The sequence below is a fragment of the Pseudomonas sp. GW823-FHT02C02 genome (assembly GCF_058797635.1).
In genome coordinates this window covers 346,882-365,743 of record NZ_JBXAJV010000007.1, presented here as the reverse complement: position 1 = coordinate 365,743, position 18,862 = coordinate 346,882, and the positions used below count along the sequence as shown (strand labels likewise).

At 61.6% G+C, this 18,862-nt stretch carries 10 protein-coding genes; 7 read left to right on the top strand and 3 right to left on the bottom strand.

Translation table 11 applies throughout. The features are described 5' to 3' along the window. Positions 1-319: 319 nt before the first annotated feature. A complete protein-coding gene (locus tag AC1ROI_RS15650; protein WP_102594256.1) occupies positions 320-679 on the top strand; it encodes a DUF6124 family protein in 360 nt (119 codons plus the stop codon). Between the two features lie 394 nt (positions 680-1,073). Here AC1ROI_RS15650 and AC1ROI_RS15645 read toward each other — a convergent pair whose 3' ends face one another. Next, the gene (locus AC1ROI_RS15645; RefSeq protein WP_102594255.1) at positions 1,074-8,246 is read right to left on the bottom strand and encodes a retention module-containing protein; all 7,173 of its coding nucleotides are present in this window, start codon (positions 8,244-8,246) and stop codon (positions 1,074-1,076) included. A gap of 590 nt (positions 8,247-8,836) precedes the next feature. On the opposite strand from AC1ROI_RS15645, the gene AC1ROI_RS15640 reads away from it, so the two are divergent. From AC1ROI_RS15640 to AC1ROI_RS15630, 3 genes are read left to right on the top strand one after another with little or no spacing between them, the layout of a single operon-like run. After that, complete coding sequence (locus AC1ROI_RS15640) at positions 8,837-10,195, top strand: TolC family outer membrane protein (protein ID WP_010461997.1); 1,359 nt, start codon at positions 8,837-8,839, stop codon at positions 10,193-10,195. Between the two features lie 19 nt (positions 10,196-10,214). Next, a complete protein-coding gene (locus AC1ROI_RS15635) occupies positions 10,215-12,374 on the top strand; it encodes a type I secretion system permease/ATPase (protein WP_083374772.1) in 2,160 nt (719 codons plus the stop codon). A gap of 9 nt (positions 12,375-12,383) precedes the next feature. Beyond that, entirely contained in the window at positions 12,384-13,751 is a 1,368-nt protein-coding gene (locus tag AC1ROI_RS15630; protein WP_102594254.1) for an HlyD family type I secretion periplasmic adaptor subunit, read from the top strand. 149 nt (positions 13,752-13,900) lie between these two features. On the opposite strand, the gene AC1ROI_RS15625 is transcribed toward AC1ROI_RS15630, so the two are convergent. Both AC1ROI_RS15625 and AC1ROI_RS15620 read right to left on the bottom strand, forming a co-directional pair. Beyond that, positions 13,901-14,494: a tRNA-uridine aminocarboxypropyltransferase gene (locus tag AC1ROI_RS15625; RefSeq protein WP_102594253.1), complete on the bottom strand. Its 594-nt coding sequence runs from the start codon at positions 14,492-14,494 to the stop codon at positions 13,901-13,903. A 4-nt stretch (positions 14,495-14,498) separates the two neighbouring features. Beyond that, positions 14,499-15,392: a LysR family transcriptional regulator gene (locus AC1ROI_RS15620; RefSeq protein WP_007945995.1), complete on the bottom strand. Its 894-nt coding sequence runs from the start codon at positions 15,390-15,392 to the stop codon at positions 14,499-14,501. A 359-nt stretch (positions 15,393-15,751) separates the two neighbouring features. Between AC1ROI_RS15620 and speB the strand changes: the two genes are divergently transcribed. From speB to AC1ROI_RS15605, 3 genes are read left to right on the top strand one after another with little or no spacing between them, the layout of a single operon-like run. After that, complete coding sequence (gene speB / locus AC1ROI_RS15615; RefSeq protein WP_077749132.1) at positions 15,752-16,702, top strand: agmatinase; 951 nt, start codon at positions 15,752-15,754, stop codon at positions 16,700-16,702. Positions 16,703-16,711: 9 nt separating this feature from the next. Beyond that, positions 16,712-17,119: a YybH family protein gene (locus AC1ROI_RS15610; protein ID WP_102594252.1), complete on the top strand. Its 408-nt coding sequence runs from the start codon at positions 16,712-16,714 to the stop codon at positions 17,117-17,119. 54 nt (positions 17,120-17,173) lie between these two features. Continuing rightward, entirely contained in the window at positions 17,174-18,685 is a 1,512-nt protein-coding gene (locus AC1ROI_RS15605; protein ID WP_102594251.1) for a purine-cytosine permease family protein, read from the top strand. Positions 18,686-18,862: the final 177 nt, after the last annotated feature.

Sequence of the window (18,862 nt, the reverse complement as noted above, 5' to 3'; positions counted from 1 at the left end):
TCTGCCTACACATCCTTGCGTAGCTGCCTACGACTGCGCCAGAATCCGCCGGCTTGTGTGCCTTGTCCCCTCGCTCTATCGTTTCCGTGTCGTTGCAAATGCAGCGATCGGGTTTAGCAGCTCGGTCAATATCAAGGCACGCAATGTCACCTCTTGATCAGTCGGCTTTTTTGCCTCCTGATTGGCGTTTTGGTGACTGTGCGTGGGGCACTTCGGTGCGCCGGGTTCCTTGATGCCTGGTCTGCTAACCCGCGCACAGCCGCCACCCTTTCCGTTTAGCAGCGAGGGGTGACGACTCCAATCATCAAGGAGTTTCACCATGTTCAAGATCACACCCAACCCTCCCGAAACCGACGACGTTTCCCCCTACGAATCCACCGATTCCAAAAAACTCAACGAAGCCGCCGACCGCGCCCTCGACTACTACCTCAAACCGGTCATCCCCACAGACACTCCGCGTAAACCGAGCACGATTTACTCCATCGACCCCGACACCAACGACGAGACCCTGCTGGTCAACGCCTGCGAAACCCTGGCGTCGGCAAGTGTGATGCTGAGTAATTTCGCGGGGTTGATGGAAGGTTCGCATCGCAACACGGTGTTGGGGATTCAGCAGGTGGTGATGCTGGGGGAATTGGCGGTGAATCGGATGCTGGATAACTTCGTTCCGCAGGGTTAGCGAAAATCCTGGTGCGAACACTTTCCTGTGGCGAGGGAGCTTGCTCCCGCTCGGCTGCGCAGCAGTCGTAAAACCAGCGAAACGCTGTTTATCAGACACAATCGCGGCGAATGGTTTTGGGGCTGCTTCGCAAGCCAGCGGGAGCAAGCTCCCTCGCCACAACAGCGTGTCAGGCTGTGAGTTTTGTGGCGGTCTTTTGGGCCTCTTCGCGAGCAGCCTCGCTCCTACAGTTGATCTGGGTTGTTCGCCTGTTTTGTGTTCACTGAAGATCAAAGTGTCGGAGCGGGCTTGTTCCGGGCGGCGATCCGACGAAAGCGATCTTACAGACAACAAAAACCCGCCATTCCTTACCCAGGAATGGCGGGTTTTGTCGTTTCAGAGGTCAGCCTTCAGATCACACGGTATCCACCTTCAACGAATGGTCATTCAACATGCCATTGATGATGGTCGCGGTATCGTGCCCGCCCGCCACCACGCCGCCCGCTCCGGGCGTGACGCCGTAGTGGCTGGCCAGGTTGACGCCGGCCAGGTCGATGGTCTGGTTCGGTGCCGCGCCGGCCATGGCGCTGACGTCGATGCTGGTCAGGACCGAGGCGCCGCTGCCGATGACTTTGAAGTGCAGATAGTCATCCAGCGATGCTGCGGTGCCGTTTTCGCCTTGCAGCAGTTGCGACAAGTCGAGTTTGTCGGTGCCTGGGGTGAAGTCGGTGACGAGGTCGTGGCCGCTGTTGCCTTTGAGCCACTGGAAGGTGTCGGCCCCTGCCCCGCCGGTCAGGGTGTTGTTGCCCAAGCCGCCGATCAGGAAGTCGTCACCGCCGCCGCCCTTGAGGATGTCATCGCCCAAACCGCCGGTGATGACGTTGCTCAGGTTGTCGCCCGTGAGCGAGTCGTTGAAGTTGGAGCCGGTGAGGTTTTCGATGGCGGTCAACGTGTCGGTGCCGGCGCCGCCGGTGTTTTGCGCGGTGGCCACGCTCAGGTCGACCGTGACCCCGGCGGTGGCGTGGGCGTAACTCACGGTGTCGGTGCCGGTGCCGCCGTCGAGCAGGTCGTTGCCGGTGCCGCTGAACAGCAAATCATTGCCAGCGCCGCCATGCAGTTCGTTGTTGCCGGAGCCAGCGGTGAGCACATCGTTGCCGTCGCCGGCATTGAGGACGTTGTTGCCGGTGCCCGCCACCAGCACATCGTCGCCGGCCGTGCCGGTGAGGGTATGTCCGTCCTGATAACTGATGGTCACGCCCGCGCTGTCGCTGCCGCCGTGGTTGTCGTTGGCGGTGTAGGTGCCGTGGGCATCCGGGGCGATGTCGTGGCCCCCGGCGTAATCGAGGGTCATGGTCAGCTTGTAGTATTCCGCGTTGTTCACGCCGCTGCCGCTGGTGTTGGTGATGTTGGTGACGTGGATCTGATAGGTCCCGTCCGCCGCCGCGGTGAGGGTTTGCCCGTCCGCGAGGGCGATCCATGCACCGCCGTTGAGCGAGTACTCCATGGCGATGTGACCGCCCGCCAGATTGTGGTCCAGGTTGAGGGTTTCGCCTTGTTTGAGGTTGACGGTGATCCGGTCCTCATCATTGGCGTTGCCGGCGGTTACCCCGCCCAGATATCCACTGACCACCAGCACCGCCGTCATGGTCGTCGCGTTCGCCGCAAAGGCGTTGCGCACGTTCGCCAGGACCTGGTTGGCGTTGTTGTTGCCGGTCGAGGAGAAGCTGATCGCCCCGGTGCCGGTGAAGTCGGCGCCTTTGGAAATCCAGCCGGTGTTGAAGTTGGTGGGTGAAGCCGTCAGCGGATCGCCATCGGCATCGCTGTCGTTGGCCAGCAGCAACTCGCCCGGCACCACGATGTTGCCCGAGAGCACGTTGGTGATGATGTGGTCATCGACCGCCACCGGCGCCGCGTTCGGGATGACTTTGACCGTCAGCGTGGAGCTGGCCAGGTCGCCGTCGTTGTCGCTGGCGGTGAAGCCGATGTTTTCGGTAATCACCACTGCCGTGGTTTTTTGCGAGGTGTAGGTGTACTCGCCAGTGTCGAGGTTCACCACCAGGGTGCCGCCATTATTGGTGGCGATGCTGATGCTGTTGTTCACCGTGTTGAAGGTGCCGTGGTTGGCGCCGCCACTGAAGTTCAACGAACCCTGATTGCTGTTGCCTTTAGGGTCATAGGTGTACGTCGTGCCGTCGACCACGAGGGTTTTGATGAAGCCGCCATCGGCGCCGAACGTACCGCCCTCCAGCAAGGTGCCCGTCACCGGCGCGCCGACCACCGTGCCCGAAAGCACCGAGTTGAGCTGGTTGAGATCGGTCACCACCACCGCGTTGGTGTTGGTGTGGGTGCTGCCGTCATAAGCCAGCGGATCGAGGTAGGCGTTGCTCACGCCGCTGCCCAGGCCGATCGCGTAGTTCTTGATGCTGTTGGCGTCGAGGAAGGCTTTGAGCGCGGCCTCATCTGCGCTGCCGATGTCGCCTTCGTTGGGTTTGCCGTCGGAGAAGAAGTAGCCGACGTTCTGCGCCCCGGTCAGTTTGCCCGAGGTGTTGAACGCCGTTTGCATCGTCGCGACAGCGGCGTCGTAGTTGGTGCCACCGCCGGCAGTCAGGCCGGAGATGATCGACTTGGCGGTCGCCACATCCACCCAGATCGATGTCTTGTCGGTGGCGTTGCTGCTGAAGGTGACGATCTGCACTTTCACATCGCCCAGGTCGTCGTATTTGTCGAGCAAGGCACTGATCGCCTGCTTGGCCAGTTCGAGGCGCGATAGCCCCGGTACACCGGAGGGGTCGACCATGCTGCCGGAGACGTCAATCACCAGCAGCAGGTTGGAATCGATCTCCACAGCCGCCACCGAACGCTCCGCGCCGACGACCTTGGGCACGTCATCGACGATGTTCACCACGATGGTGCTGGTGGTGCTGTTGCCCAGCGCATCGGTGGCTTTGTAGGTGAAGCTTTCGGTCAGGGTATTCGGGCCGTCGTTGGTGTTCGGCGAGGTTTTCGGCGCCGACGTCAGGGTGTAGGTGTAGGTGCCATTGGGGTTGAGCAGCATTTGCCCATAGGCCCCGGTGGCGCTGCCGACCAGGGTGTAGGTGATGGCGCCACTCGCGCCAGTAACGGAGCCGACCAGGGTGCCGCTGGCCGTTTCGCCGGTGTTGCCGGGCTCGCTGCCCGTGACAGTACCGGCCGCCAGGTCCAGCCCGTCCTTGGTCAGGTCCAGCGCTTTCTCATAGACGGTGACATCGGTGTCGCTGACCGCTTTGATGCAACTGTTGTAGACGTCGATGGTGATGGTGGTGGTGCTTTCATCGCCGTCGGCATCGCGCACGGTGTAGGTAAACGTGTCGGTGGCGCCGGCACCGCTCACGGCGTTGGGATTGCTGTGATAGACCGCGTTGCCGTTGGCATCCAGCGTCAGGTAACCGTAGGTGCCATTGATGTTCGTGCCCAGGCCGCCGATGGCCGAGGACGAAGTGTCCGAGCCTGCGCGCACGCCAATCACTGCGCCGCTGAGTGCCGGGCCATCTGCACCGCCGATGTCGTTGTCCAGCACGTTGCCGCTGACCGTGCCGCCTTCGACCACGCTCGCCGTGTCCGCTTTGGCCGTCGGCAAATCATCGACGATGTTGACGTTGATCTGACCCGTCGCGGTGCTGCCGTCGGTGTCCGTCGCCACCACGTTGAAGTTCTCGGTGATGCTGTTGGCGCCGTTGGCGTTCGGATGAGTTTCGTTGTCCGCCAGGGTGTAGCTGTAACTGACCACGCCGGTGGCCGGGTTGTAGCCGGTGATGGTCAGCGTGCTGCCCAGCGGTGTGACGATCGATTGCGGGAAGCCTGCCGCCACACCGCCAGTGACCAGAGCAATGCCGCCGACGGTCAGGGTTTGCAGGCCGTCCAGCGCGGTCACGGTGAAGGTGCCGCTCTGGGTCAGGGCGGGCGCGTTCGGGGTGGTGCCGTCGCTGAGGTTTTTCTCGTAGACGGTCAGTTCACCGCCGTACACATCGAGGCCGTTGAGCGTGACCGGGTCGTTGTTGTTCTGGATGTTCAGCACCAGGTTGGCGGTGCTGGTATCGCCGTCGGCATCGGTAATGGTGTAGGCGAAAGTTTCGGTGCCGGTGCCGCCGCCGTGCAGGTTTTTGAAGTCCGCATCATTGGTGTTCAGCGTGTAGGTGTACGTGCCGTTGGCGTTGAGCACCAGGGTGCCGTAAGTCCCGGTGAAGGTGCCTGGGGTCACAGGCCCGGCGTTCGGGCCGGTGGCGACACGGTCCGCGCCCTGGACGTCGTTGCTCAGGACATTGCCATTGAGCGTCAGCGCGGCCTCCGACGCTGTGCCGCTGTTGCTGTCGTTGAAGGCTTTAGGCACGTCATCGACGATCTTCACCACAATGGTGCTGGTGGTGCTGTTACCCAAGGAATCGGTGGCCTGGTAGGTGAAACTTTCGGTCAGCGAATTCGCGCCATCGTTGGCAGGCGGCGTGGTGGTCGCAGGCGAGGTCAGGGTGTAGGTGTACGTGCCGTTGGGGTTGAGCTGGATCTGGCCATAGTTGCCCGTGGCGCTGCCCACCAGCGTGTAAGTGATCGCGCCGATCGCACCGGTGACCGAGCCGACCAGCGTGCCCTTGGCTGTTTCGCCGGTGCTGGTCGGGTCGCTGCCGATGACCGTGCCGGCCGCCAGGTCTTGCCCGTCCTTGGTCAGGTCGAGGGCATTTTCGTAAACGGTCACGTCGGCATCGGTGGACGCGACGATGCAGCTGTTGGACACATCGATGGTGATGGTGGTGGTGCTTTCGTCACCATCGGCATCACGCACGGTATAGGTGAACACATCGGTCGCGCCGGGGCCGTTCACCGCGTTGGGATTGCTGTGGTAGGTCGCATTGCCGTTGGCATCCAGCGTCAGGTAACCGTAGGTGCCGTTGATGTTGGTGCCCAGTCCACCGATGGCCGAGGTCGAGGTGTCCGAGCCTGCGCGCACGCCAATCACGGCGCCGCTGAGCGCCGGGCCATCGGCACCGCCGATGTCGTTATCCAGCACGTTGCCCGAGACGGTCGCGCCCTCGTCTACCGAAGCGTAATCAGGGTTGGCGGTGGGCAGGTCGTCGACGATGTTGACGTTGATCTGGCCCGACGCTGTGCTGCCGTCGGTGTCCGTCGCCACCACGTTGAAATTCTCGGTGAGGCTGTTGGCACCGTTGGCATTCGGATGAGTTTCGTTGTCCGCCAGGGTGTAGCTGTAGCTGATGACGCAGGTGGCCGGGTTGTAGCCGGTGATGGTCAGCGTGCTGCCGAGCGGTGTGACGATCGATTGCGGGAAGCCTGCGGCCACGCCACCGCTGACCACCGAAATGCCGCCGACCGTCAGGGTTTGCAGGCCATCGAGGGCGGTCACGGTGAAGGTGCCGCTCTGGGTCAGCGCGGGCGCGTTCGGGCTGGTGCCGTCGCTGAGGTTTTTCTCGTAGACAGTCAGTTCACCACCGGCCACGTCGAGGCCGTTGAGGGTCACCGGGTCATCGTTGTTTTGGATGTTCAGCACCAGATTGGCGGTGCTGGTGTCGCCATCGGCATCCGTGAGGGTGTAGGTGAAGGTTTCCGTGCCGCTGCCATTGCCGTGCAACGCTTTGAAGTCAGCGTCGCTGGTGTTCAGGGTGTAGGTGTACGTGCCGTTGGCGTTCAGCACCAACGTGCCGTAAGTCCCGATGAAAGTGCCGGGGGTGATCGGGCCGGCATTTTCGCCGACGGTCACGCGGTCGGCGCCTTGGGTGTCGTTGGTCAGCACATTGCCGTTGAGGGTCAGCAGGGTTTCCGAAGCGGTGCCGGCGTTGCTGTCATCCACGGCCTGAGGTAGGTCATCGACGATGTTGACGTCGAGATTGCCGTTGGCGGTGGTGCCGTTGTCATCGACCACGGTGACGGCGAATTGCTCGGAGATCCCGTTGGCACCGTTGGCCGTCGGATGCGCTTCGTTATCGGCCAGGGTGTAGCTGTAACTGACCACGCCGGTCGCGCTGTCGAACCCGGTGATGGTCAACGTGCTGCCGAGTGGTGTGACGATCGATTGCGGGAATCCTGCGGACACGCCGCCGACCACCACGTTGATGCCACCGACGCTGAGGGTTTGCACACCGTCGAGCGCGGTGATGGTGAAGGTGCCGCTCTGTGTCAGCGCGGGCGCGTCGGGGCTGCTGCCGTCGCTGAGGTTTTTCTCGTAGACGACGAGTTCGCCGCCTTCGACGTTGAGGCCGCCGATCGTGACCGGGTCATCGTTGTTTTGGATTTGCAGCACCAGGTTGGCGGTGCTGGTGTCGCCATCGGCATCCGTCAGGGTGTAGGTGAAGGTTTCGGTGCCGCTACCGCCGCCGTGCAGCGCTTTGAAATCGGCGTCGCTGGTGTTCAGCGTGTAGGTGTAACTGCCGTTGGGATTGAGCACCAGCGTGCCGTAAGTCCCGGTGAAGGTGCCGCCGATGATCGGCCCGCTGTTGGGGCCTGTGGGAATGCGGTCAGCCCCCTGCGAGTCGTTGGGCAGCACGCTGCCGGTCAGGGTCAGCAGGGATTCCGAGGCGGTATTGGCGTTGCTGTCATCGACCGCTTTGGGCACATCGTCGGTGATGTTGACGTCCAACGTGCCGGTGGCGGTATCGCCGTTGGAATCATTAGCGACGACGATGAACTGTTCGCTGAGGTTGTTGACACCCTCGCCGGCCGAATGGGTGTCGTTGCCGACCAGGGTGTAGCTGTAACTGACCACGCCGGTGGCCGGGTTGTAGCCGGTGATCGTCAGGGTGTTGCCCAGTTGCGTGGTGATCGACTGCGGGAAGCCGACAGGCACCCCACCCGTGATCACATTGATCCCGCCGATACTCAAGCTGGTCAGCCCGTCGGGCGCAGACACGGTGAAGGTGCCGTTCTGGATCAAGGCGCCAGGATTGCTGGCAGAACCGTCCGCGAGGTTAGCTTCGTTGAGGGTCAGTTCGCCGCCCGCCACCGACAGGCCCGCGAGGGTGACCGGGTTGTTCGGCGCGTCAGGAACGGGAATGACACCCGTGCCCCCTGAACCGGCACCGTTGTCGCCGTTGTCCGGATCACCGGCCAGACGTTCGAGCGGAAATTCGGGAATGCCGTTAAAGCCCGCGGTGGGGAAGCCAATGGTGGGGTCGACCCGCCCGCCCACTTCTTCGAGCATGACGAAACTGTGGCCGCCGCCCGCCGCCCCGCCGGGTGCGCCGGTCGAAGCAGGTCCGGCCGCCGTGGCTTCAGCGGTTTGAGTCGGGTCATCGCCGGCCGCGATGGCTTTTTGCAGTTGCTCGACATCGGTCAGTTGCGCTTGAGTCGGCGTCACCGCTTCAGCGGTTTCCACATGGGCCGCTTGATTCGCAAGCAACTGGGAGTTCATTTGCAGGCTGCTGCCACGCCCGAGGGTCAGTTCCTGGCCATTTTTCAGATGCACGGCCACCGCGCCATCGGCGCCGGTGATCAATTGGTCGCCGGCGAACAATCGATCGCCCTCGGCCAGCACACGCCGGGTACCGCCGCTTTCCGCGAACACCTGACCAATGATTTTACTGACGGTACCAATGAGCGTTGCCATGTGCATTTCCTCCGCTGCCAACCGCTGTCGGCACCCTGTTTGTGCGAAGAACGTGCTCATGGTTGAAGCAGGTTGCCTGGCGGATCGCCTGCGGGGTGCGTTTATCCGAGTAAACCGCTGCCCCGGCGATAGTCTCGCCAAGCATGTCGCTCATGGGCAATGAGTCCGTTTTTGGCAAAACCCCAATGCAATCAACAACCTTGGGATTCCAATCGCAGCCACATTGCCTTTTGTGCGATGCGTAACGATTTTGAACCTGTAGAGCGACAAAAAACTGTCGCCTCAAAACCGTTTCGCTTCCCTCCCCTCCAGCACTTCTCCGCCCTATGTCGATAAGTGGATGGAACTTTCCTTAAACCCTCGAATGCTCCCTAGAGCTTCTAAAACAAGGGCTTTCAGAGTGAACAATGTGCTGGATTTTGCAGAGCGCATAAGTTTTTTTTGGAATAACCCCTATGAAAAAAATTTCTTAGCTACGCTCTAGAATGTTCTTAGCTACGTTGTTACAAGCATGAAACGGTTTTGCCTATAAATGTCGTCAAATATTTGGCGACTGATAAAGAACCATCAGGAATCAGGGAGATGTACCCATGCGCGTTTTAACCCCCCTTTGCAGCGCAATTCTGCTGGCCATGGCCTGCACATCCCAGGCTCAAGCCATGTCAGTGACCGAGGCGATCCAGAGCACCATCGCAACCCACCCGGAACTGGCCTCGCGCGTCGACTCGCGGCTGTCCGCGGATGAGCAAGTCAAAGTCGCCAAGGGGGGCTTTTATCCATCAGTTGATCTGAACGCCGCCTACGGGCGCGGGTACAGCGATAACACCAACACCCGGGCGTTCGGCAATCACAACACCGAAATCCTCACCTACACCCAATCGGAGCTGCGCCTGCGGCAGATGCTGTTCGACGGTTTCAACACCGCGAACGAAGTCGAACGCACCAAAGGGGTCGTCAACTCCCGGGCCTATTACGCTCAAGGCACCGCCCAGGACCTGGCATTGCGCACCATCGAGGTCTACCTCGAAGTGCTCAAGCGCCGTGAACTGGTGACCCTGGCCACGAACAACCTGCAGGCTCACTTGCGGGTCAACGACCAGATCGGCCTGCGCACCCAGCGTGGCGTCGGCAGCAACGCCGACTCCGACCAGTCCAGCGCCCGCCGGGCACTGGCGCAAAACAACCTCGACACCGCCGAGGTCGATCTGGCGGATGCCGAGTCGAATTTCGCCGCCGTCGTAGGGCGCCTGCCCGATGAACTGGAAACGCCGCCGTCTATCCGCGGCGAACTGCCTGCCTCTCTGCCGGAAGCCCAGCAGAGCATGGTGGAAAACAACCCGTACCTGAAATCGGCCCAGGCTGACGTGCAATCGGCCGAGAGCCAGTACGAAGTCTCAAAGTCGCCGTTCTACCCGCGTTTCGATGCCGAAGCGGCAGTGGGCGCAAACAACAACGTGCAGGGCGATGAAGGCCACGACAACGAGTGGCGCGTGGGCGTGGTGATGAACTACAACCTGTTCCGCGGCGGCAGCGACAAGGCGCGCCTGGCCTCCAATGCGCATCAGATCAACCAGGCGATGGACATCCGCAACAACGCCTTGCGCCAACTCAACGAGAACATCCACCTGGCCTGGAACGCCATGGTCAATGCCAAGAAACAAACCCCGACTGCCCGCGAATACGCGGACACCAGCCGTCGTGTGCGCCTGGCGTATCAGGACCAGTTCGGCCTCGGCCAACGCACCCTGCTCGACTTGCTCGACAGTGAAAACGAGCTCTACAACGCCAATCGCCGCTACACCGAAGTGCGCTACACCGAGGAGTATTCGATGTACCGCGTGCTGGCGAACATGGGCCAGTTGCTGAGCAAACAACGGGTGGTGCTACCCGCCGATGCGATCGCCCAGGCCGAAGTGAAAAACGAAGCGCGTTTGCCTGAACTGAAGTAGCTCACTGGGGGCGATCAATTTGACCAGCATGGAACCCGGCAACATCGGTGTCGATCCGCGCCTGAGCTTCGATGACCCGCTACTGGACGGTCTGTTGATCCTCTGCAAACTCCACGGCGCGACGGTCAGTCGCGCCAGCCTGAGTGCCGGGCTGCCACTGAACAAACAACGCTTGAGCCTGGACCTGCTGCCCCGTGCAGCAGCCCGGGCCAGCTTGCAGGCGCGGGTGCTGCGCCGTGAACTGGCGGACATTTCCGCGCTCAACCTGCCTGTGATGCTGATCCTGAACAACGGCCGCACCGCCATCCTGCGACGCTATGGCGATGACGGCCGGTTGCTGATCCTGCCCAGCGAAGCGGACGGTGGCGAACAATGGGTCAGCCGTGAAGAACTGGCTGAAAATTACAGCGGCCAGGCCTTGTTCGCCCGGCCCCGCCATGAACTCGAAGACCTGCGCTCGCCGCTGGTGCCGCGTGTGGAAGCGTGGTTTCGCGACACCTTGAAGCTGTCGAAATGGCTGTACAGCGATGCGATTCTGGCGAGTTTCCTGATCAACCTCCTGGGGCTGATGGTGCCGCTGTTCGTGATGCAAACCTACGACCGCGTGGTGCCGAACCAGGCCACGTCGACCTTGTGGGTGCTGTCGATCGGCTTGCTGATCGGCACCGGTTTCGAACTGGTGCTGCGGGTGGTGCGCGCGCACTTGCTGGACACCGCCGGGAAGAAAACCGACGTGATTCTTTCCGCGACCTTGTTCGAACGCATCACTGGCATGGCGATGAAAGCGCGGCCAGCGACCATCGGCGGTTTCGCCCAGAGCATCCACGACTTCCAGGGCCTGCGTGAATTCCTCACTGCCGTCACGCTGACCAGCCTGATCGACCTGCCCTTTGCCGTGTTGATGCTGGTGGTGATCGGCCTGCTCGGCGGCTGGCTGGTGGTGATTCCATTGTTGGCGTTTCCGATTACGATCATTTTCGCGATGGTCATTCAGGTGCGCCTGCGCGACACCGTGCAGAAAAGCCTGAGCCTCGGCGCCGAGCGCCAGGCCCTGCTGATCGAAACCCTTGGCGGCCTGGAAACCCTCAAAGCGTGCAGCGCCGAAAGCGAGCGCCAGCACAAATGGGAAAGCACCCACGGCGCCCTCACCCGCCTCGACAGCCATGCGCGCAATCTGTCGGCGCTGGCCACCAATGGCACGCTGTTCATCCAGCAATTCTCCGGCATGGCGACCATTGTCGCCGGCGTCTACAGCATCATCGCCGGCAACCTCAGCGTTGGTGCGCTGGTGGCGACCTACATGCTCGGCAGCCGCGTACTCGCACCCTTGGGGCAGATCGCCGGTTTGATCACCCGCTACCAGCAAGCGCAACTGACCATGAAAAGCACCGATGCGCTGATGTCCTTGCCGCAAGAGCGCGACGCCCACCAGCGGCCGCTGGAGCGCACTCAGTTGCAAGGCGCGATGGATGTCAGTGGCGTGACCTTCCACTACAACGGCCAGAACGCCCCTGCCCTGGCCAACATCAGTTTCAGCGTCAAACCCGGCGAACGGATCGGCATCATCGGTCGCAGCGGCTCGGGTAAAAGCACCCTGGCGCGATTGGTGATGGGGTTCTATGCGCCGGAAGAAGGCCAGTTGCTGCTCGATGGCCTGGACCTGCGGCAACTCGATGTCGCCGACCTGCGCCAGCAAATCGGTTACGTCGCCCATGACCTGCCGCTGCTGGCCGGCAGCCTGCGCGACAACCTGACCCTGGGCGCACGTTACATCAGCGATTCACGGATGCTCGAAGTCGCCGAACTGACCGGTGTCACCGAGCTGGCGCGTCAGCATCCGCAAGGTTTTGACCGGCCCGTGGGCGAACGCGGGCAGTTGCTGTCCGGCGGTCAACGCCAGGCAGTGCTGCTGGCCCGGGCCTTGTTGCTGGATCCGCCGATCATGCTGCTCGACGAACCCACCAGCGCCATGGACAACAGCAGCGAAGATGTCTTGCGGCAAAAACTCCACGGCTGGGTGCAGGGCAAGACCTTGCTGCTGGTGACCCACCGCACCTCGATGCTCAGCCTGGTAGATCGGCTGCTGGTGCTGGATAACGGGCGGATCGTTGCCGACGGTCCGAAAGAAGCGGTCATCGATGCACTGCGCAAGGGCCGTGTCGGCTCTGCGGCTGTCTAGGAGCTACCCATGGCCCGTTCATCATCCGACACGCCACAAGACCGAGGCTACTTCGGCAGCTTCGGCAAAACCGCCGAGAGCGAATTCATGCCGGAAACCGCCGGCGCTTCGCTACAGGATTCGCCGCGCTGGTCGCGGATTACCGTGTGGCTGGTCGCGGCGCTGCTGATTACCGCTCTGGTCTGGGCCAAGTATGCAGTGCTGCAAGAAGTCACCATGGGCGAAGGCAAGGCGATCCCGTCGAGCAAGGTCCAGGTGATCCAGAACCTGGAGGGCGGCATCGTCACCGAGATCTTCGTGCGCGAAGGGCAAATGGTGAACAAGGGCGACACCTTGCTGCGCCTGGATGACACGCGGTTTCTGTCGAACAAGGGCGAGAGCGAGGCGGATCGTTATGCGTTGACCGCGCAGGTCGAACGTCTGTCGGCCGAAGCGGAAGGCCGGCCGTTCAAGCTGTCGCCTGAGGTGATCGCCAAGGCTCCGCAAGTGGCCGAAGACGAGCGCTCGTTATACGAACAACGCCAGCGTCGACTGGCCAGTGAGCAACGGACGCTAACCGAACAACTGCGGCAAAAGACTCAGGAACTGGCGGAATTCCGCTCCAAGCAGGGGCAGTTCAGTTCGAGCCTGGCCTTGCTGCAACAAGAGATGAACATGTCCGCGCCGCTGGTGGGCACCGGGGCGGTTTCACCGGTGGAAATCCTGCGGCTCAAACGCAGCGCGGTGGAAATTCGCGGTTCTTTGAATGCGACGACGCTGGCAATTCCCCGGGCGGAATCGGCGATCAACGAGATCAAAAGCAAGATCGATGAATCGGAGCAATCCTTCCGCTCGGACGCGGCGAAAGAGCTGAATGAAAAACGCACCGACCTGTCGAAAATCACAGCGTCGAGCATCGCCATCGATGACCGCGTGACCCGCACCACCGTGGTGTCGCCGGTGCACGGAATCATCAAGGTGCTGAAGGTCAATACCATCGGCGGCGTGGTCCAGCCGGGCAGCGACATGGTGGAGATCGTCCCCATTGAAGACAACTTGCTGATCGAAGCCAAGGTGCGGCCACAGGACGTGGCGTTCCTGCATCCGGGGCAGAAAGCGATGGTCAAGTTCAGTGCTTACGACTACACGATTTATGGCGGGTTGACTGCCAAGCTGGAACTGATTGGTGCGGACACCATTACCGATGACAAGGGCAACAGCTTTTATCTGATTCAGGTAAGGACCGACAAGAATCACTTGGGCGGCGATGTGAAACCGCTGCTGATTATTCCGGGGATGGTGGCGACGGTGGATATCATCACGGGCGAGAAAAGCGTGCTGGATTACCTGTTGAAACCGGTGTTGAAAGCGCGGACCGAGGCGATGCGGGAGCGATAGGTTTGACTCATTCTCTGTGGCGAGGGAGCTTGCTCCCGCTGGGCTGCGCAGCAGACCCAAAATCACTCAACCAGGCGCAACAGGTGTACTGAGTCGACAAATTGGGAGCGCTTCGCACTCCAGCGGGCAAGCTCCCTCGCCACAAGTAATCACCTGCCGTGGTTACGCTGGTAAGTCTCCTCCCCCATCGCGGCAATCTGGCCTTCGATCAACGCCTCGAACGGTTTCAACAAGGGTTCAAAAGAGCTCGGCGCTTCCAGCGTCTGCAACGCCTGGACAATCGCTTCCACCGTCGACAACGCCCCCGACCCCGGTGCCTTGCGCAGTCGATATCGAGACACCCCGCCGTCCACCAACGTCACCCTCGGCAACGCCGCCAGTAACGGATTGAGGTGCAACATCTTGCGCGCCTTGCGCCAGGTGCCGTCCGGGACGACCAGCAACAGCGGCTCTTCATTCGTGGTGTACGCCTGCAATGGCTGCGCATCGCCGGCCGGAAACAACAACCGCGCCTGATACCCCGGAGGATTCAGCAGCACCGGCAAATCCTCAAACACCTCACCGACAATCAACTCGGCATTCTTCAAGCCCAACGCGGCCAGTCGCGCCGTGTTCAGCGCATGGTTCACTTCGCTGGGATGCTGCAACAACAGCACTCGGGTACGGCTGTCGAGGCTAGGGATCAGCGGGCACAGGCAATGGGTTTGTGGGCGCAGGCAGCGTGGACACTGGATTCTGGACATGTTCTCAGGCCTGGTTCAGTTGTGCTTTGAGCAGATCGCGGAAGGTCTGAATCAGCGGCTCGCGGCTGCGGCCACGACGCACGATCATCGAAAACGGCGCCTGATAACCAAACGTCGCCGGCAGCAGCACTCGCAAATCGCCCTTGTCCGCCCAAGCCTGGGCGTAGTGCTCCGGCAGGTAACCGATGTAGGCGCCCGACAGCACCAGAATCAGCTGCGCCTCCATACTTTCCACGGTGGCGGCGCTGTGCTTGAAACCGTGGCGCGCCAGTTCGGCCTGGCTCCAGTAACCACGGCCGACCATGCGTTGCTGAGTGATGACTTGCTCAGGAATGCGCCGCTCGGTGAACAGCGGATGACGGCTGCTGCAATACAACCAGTGTTGCTCGCGGTACAGCGGCATGTAAACCAGGCCGCTCATGCGCGTGGAAAACGCACCGATGGCCAGGTCGAGACGGTTGTCCTGCACGCCGAGCTGCAATTCGTAGGGGCTCATGACCGACAGGTGCAAATGCACGGCCGGGTGTTCCTGGCTGTAGGCGCCGATGGCTTCGGCGAACGGCAAGGCCTTGTCGCTGACGGTGGAGTCGATGACGCCGAGGTTGAGAGTGCCGCGCAGTTCGCCCTTCAACGCCGCCGCGTACTGTTCGAAGCCTTCAAGCTCGCCCAACAGACGCAGGGTTTCCTGATGGAACAGCTCGCCCTTGCTGGTCAGGCTGAAACCGCCGCGACCGCGATGGCAGAGCACCAGGCCAAGGGCGGCTTCGAGCTGGCTCATGTAGGTGCTGATCGCCGAAGTCGAGAGGTTGAGCTCTTGCTGCGCGTTGGCAAACCCCTGATGACGCACCACGCTGACGAAGATGCGTAACAGTTTCAGGTCGGGTAAAGCGTTGGCCATGGGGGCTCCGTTTGCAAGGTCATGCGTGTTGCGCTTTTGTGGCGAGGGAGCTTGCTCCCGCTGGGTTGCGAAGCGGCCCTACAACCATTCACCTCGTAGTGTCAGACGGACCGCATCAGCCGATTTTACGACTGCTGCGCAGCCGAGCGAGAGCAAGCTCCCTCCCCACAGGAGTGCGGCACATGGCCGCAAGTCTATCGTCGTGCCAACCATTAGTTTAGAAAAATCTGAACTAAGTATTTGCCCGTAGCGATTCTTCCCGGCCACTACATTTCGCAGAATCGGCCCCTAACGGTGCCCGAACCTCCCCGGAGCGGCGCAACCGACATAAATAAAACAACGACGATGAGGCCTTACCCGTGGAAAAGATTCTTCACCAACCACTGGGCGGCAATGAAATGCCGCGCTTCGGCGGCATCGCCACCATGATGCGACTCCCCCATTTGCCTACCGCTGCCGGTCTGGATGCTGCCTTTGTTGGCGTCCCGCTGGACATCGGCACCTCGCTGCGCCCCGGCACCCGCTTCGGACCTCGCGAAATCCGCGCTGAATCGGTGATGATCCGCCCGTACAACATGGCGACCGGCGCTGCACCGTTCGATTCGCTGTCGGTGGCCGACATCGGCGATGTGGCGATCAATACGTTCAACCTGCTGGACGCGGTGCGGATCATCGAAGAATCCTACGACGCCATCCTCGAACACAATGTGATCCCGCTGACCCTGGGCGGCGACCACACCATCACCCTGCCAATCCTGCGTGCCATTCACAAGAAGCACGGCAAGGTCGGCCTGGTGCACATCGACGCTCACGCCGATGTGAACGATCACATGTTTGGCGAGAAAGTCGCCCACGGCACCACCTTCCGTCGCGCGGCCGAAGAAGGCCTGATCGACTGCGATCGCGTGGTGCAAATCGGCTTGCGCGCTCAGGGCTACACCTCCGAAGACTTCAACTGGAGTCGTAAACAGGGCTTCCGTGTGGTTCAGGCTGAAGAGTGCTGGCACAAATCCCTGGCACCGCTGATGGCCGAAGTGCGCGAGAAAGTCGGCGGCGGTCCGGTGTACCTGACTTTCGACATCGACGGCATCGACCCGGCTTGGGCGCCAGGCACCGGCACCCCGGAAATCGGTGGTCTGACGACCATTCAGGCAATTGAAATCATTCGCGGCTGCCAAGGCCTCGACCTGATCGGCTGCGATCTGGTAGAAGTCTCGCCCGCTTATGACACCACCGGCAACACCTCGCTGCTGGCCGCCAACCTGCTGTACGAAATGCTCTGCGTACTGCCGGGCGTGGCCCACCGCTGAGGATCGGTCATGAACGAACGTGATCAGGTGTTGAAAGCCGCCGCCGATCTGGTGACGGCCTTCGCCCGCAACGATCGCGAAGCCTACTTCGGCGCGTTCAGCGCCGACGCCAGCTTCGTGTTCTACACCCTCGAACAGCCCCTGCTGTCGCGCGATGCCTATCAGGCGTTGTGGGACACCTGGCGCGCCGAGGATGGCTTCGAGGTGCTTGCGTGCACGTCGAGCAACGCCTTCGTCAGCCTGCAGGGTGACGTGGCGATTTTCATCCATGACGTGGCCACCGAGCTGCGCATGCAAGGGGAGCAACACTTCAGCCAGGAGCGCGAGACGATTGTGTTTCGCCGACAACAACAAGGCCTATGGCTGGCCTGCCACGAACATTTGTCCGCAATGCCGGAAGGGCTGCCACCCCCTTAGCCAAACAGGTGACGCTCACACACGATGAGCGCGCCTTTATGATCGGAGCTGATCATGAATAACAACAACAACGACCAAAGCCTTACGCAGATTGAAACCCACGGGGTCGAACAGATCCCGGACAACGAACGCACCGCAGGCCCGACGGACTTGTTCCGGATGATCTTCGGCGGTTCCAACACTTTTGCCACCGCCGTGCTCGGCAGTTTCCCGGTGCTGTTCGGCCTGTCTTTTCAGGCCGGTGTCTGGGCGATTGTGCTGGGCGTGCTGCTGGGCTCGCTGATCCTCGCGCCAATGGGCCTGTTCGGGCCACTCAATGGCACCAACAACGCCGTGTCTTCCGGTGCGCATTTCGGCGTGCACGGGCGGATCGTCGGTTCGTTCCTGTCGCTGCTGACCGCCATCGCCTTCTTCTCGCTCTCGGTGTGGAGTTCGGGTGATGCGCTGATCGGTGGCGCCAAACGCCTGATCGGTCTGCCGGAAACCGACCTGACCCTGGGCCTGGCCTACGGGCTGTTCGCGATCCTGGTGCTGACGGTTTGCATCTATGGCTTTCGCTTTCTGCTGTGGGTCAACAAAATCGCGGTATGGAGCGCCAGCCTGTTGTTCCTGCTGGGCATCTTCGCCTTCGCCGGGCCGTTCGATGTGAATTACGCCGGCACCGTCAATATGGGTCAGCCAGGTTTCTGGGCGGCCTTCATCGGTGCTGCACTGGTGGCGATGAGCAACCCGATTTCCTTCGGCGCGTTCCTCGGCGACTGGTCGCGCTACATCCCGCGTGAGACCTCCAAGCGCCGGATCATGGCCGCCGTGGTGATCTCGCAGATCGCGACGTTCATTCCGTTCCTGTTCGGCCTGGCCACCGCCACCATCGTAGCGATCAAGGCACCGGACTACATCGCGGCCAACAACTACGTCGGCGGTTTGCTGGCGGTCTCGCCGAGCTGGTTCTTCCTGCCGGTGTGCCTGATCGCGGTGATCGGCGGCATGTCCACCGGCACTACTTCGCTGTATGGCACCGGGCTGGACATGTCCAGCGTGTTCCCTCGGGTGCTGTCGCGGGTCAAGGCGACGTTGCTGATCGGTGTGATGTCGATTGCCTTCATCTTCATCGGGCGCTTCGCCGCGAACCTGGTGCAGAGCGTGTCGACCTTCGCCGTGCTGATCATCACCTGCACCACCCCGTGGATGGTGATCATGATCATCGGCCTGGTGGTGCGTCGCGGCTTCTACTGCCCGGATGACCTGCAAGTGTTCACCCGCGGCGAGAAAGGTGGCCGCTACTGGTTCACCCATGGCTGGAACTGGCGTGGCCTGGGAGCCTGGATCCCGAGTGCGCTGGTGGGTTTGTGCTTTGTGAACCTGCCGGGGCAGTTTGTGGGTGTGCTGGGCGATCTGGCTGGCGGCATCGACATCAGCCTGCCGGTCACCCTCGGCCTGGCCTCGCTGGTGTACCTGACGCTGCTGAGCCTGTTTCCGGAACCGGCTGCGGTGTTCGGGCCGAATGATGCACGCAGCAAGGGCACGGACGCGCTCAGTAAACCGGCGATGCGACAAGCCGCCTGATTCAACACAAGCGATGGTCAACGGACCTCTGTGGCGAGGGAGCTTGCTCCCGCTCGACTGCGCAGCAGTCGCAAAACAGGCGAATGGTGTTTCCCCTGAAGAAACGCGGTTGCAGGATTTGGGGCTGCTTCGCAGCCCAGCGGGAGCAAGCTCCCTCGCCACAAAAAGCGGACTGAT